This is a genomic window from Pseudomonas emilianonis, from assembly GCF_023072625.1.
GTDB lineage: Bacteria > Pseudomonadota > Gammaproteobacteria > Pseudomonadales > Pseudomonadaceae > Aquipseudomonas > Aquipseudomonas paraveronii.
In genome coordinates this window covers 1-1,328 of the sequence record NZ_JAKNRV010000667.1, presented here as the reverse complement: position 1 = coordinate 1,328, position 1,328 = coordinate 1, and the positions used below count along the sequence as shown (strand labels likewise).

Annotated in this window: 1 protein-coding gene; it reads left to right on the top strand. The window is 63.9% G+C overall.

The window, feature by feature from the left end:
- Positions 1–1,328, top strand: a 1,328-nt coding sequence (locus tag L9Z73_RS30685; RefSeq protein WP_247408715.1) for a ShlB/FhaC/HecB family hemolysin secretion/activation protein, incomplete at both ends; no start/stop codon positions are given.

Here is a 1,328-nt window from a genome sequence, read left to right as displayed (position 1 = left end):
GCCTCGACGAGCTCAAGGACCTGCCCGGCAAAGAAGCCAAGCCCCAGGCCCCGGCCACGCCCGCCGACAGCCGTTGCTTCCCGATCCGGGACATCACGCTCAAAGGCGCCGACAGCCTGCCCGCCGCCGACCGCCAACGCCTGCTCAAACCCTATGTCGGCCAGTGCCTGGGCGTGTCGCAGCTCAATGAACTGCTCAAGGTCATCACCGATTACTACATCGACAAAGGCCGGGTCACCAGCCGCGCCTACTTGCCGCAGCAAGACCTTTCCAGCGGCCACCTCCAGGTGCTGGTGGTCGAAGGCAAACTCGAAGGACTCAAAGGCGCCCAAGGCAGCAGCGTGACCGATCGCGAGCTGGCCATGGCCTTTCCCGGCAAGGTCGGCGCGGCGCTCAACCTGCGCGAAGTCGAGCAACTGGTGGACCAGCTCAGCCGTTTGCCCTCCAAGCAGGCGCAAATGGAGCTGACCCCCGGCACCCAGGTAGGCGGCAGTGACGTCGTGGTCAAGAACACCCCACAAAAGCCCTGGCGCGCCAGCCTATCGCGCAACAACGACGGGCAAAAAAGCACCGGCGAACAGCAATGGGGCGCCGGCCTGGAGTGGGACAGCCCGCTCGGCCTGGCCGACCAACTGGTGCTGCGCGGCGGCCACGATGCCGTCAGTGACCACCAGAAAACCTCGAAAAACAGCATGCTCTACTACAACGTGCCGTGGGGCTGGTGGAACTTCAGTTACACCTACAGCGAGAGCGATTACCGCACCCTGGCCGACCTCAATGGCTATAAGCTCAAGCAGTACGGCGACAGCCAGAACCACCAACTGCGCGCCGAGCGCGTGATCCATCGCGACGACGTGAGCAAGACCTCGGTCAACGTCGGCCTCGCCCATTTGCGCACCAACAATTACCTGCTCGATGCGCGCCTGGGCCCCAGCAGTAACCGCCTCAGCGAATTGCAGGTGGGTATCAACCACGGGCGGCGTATCGGCAGCGGGTTCGTCAACTTCGACCTGGGCATGCAGAACGGTATTGGCGCCTTCGATGCGCAAAGCAACAACCAGGAACGCGATCGCGAGGGCAACCTCACGTCCACACCGAACTACCGCAAATACACCGCCACCGTCAGCTACCTGCAGCCGTTCACGCTGTGGGGTGAGTCCTTCAGTTTTTCCAGCCTGGCTACCGGCCAACGCAGTGAAGACGTGCTGTTCAGTCCGCAGCGCATTAGCCTCGGCGGTTCGGCCTCGGTGCGCGGCTTCAAAGACCAGCAACTGAGCGGCGACAGCGGCGGCTACTGGCGCAACGACGTGCGCTGGGCGCGCCCGGTG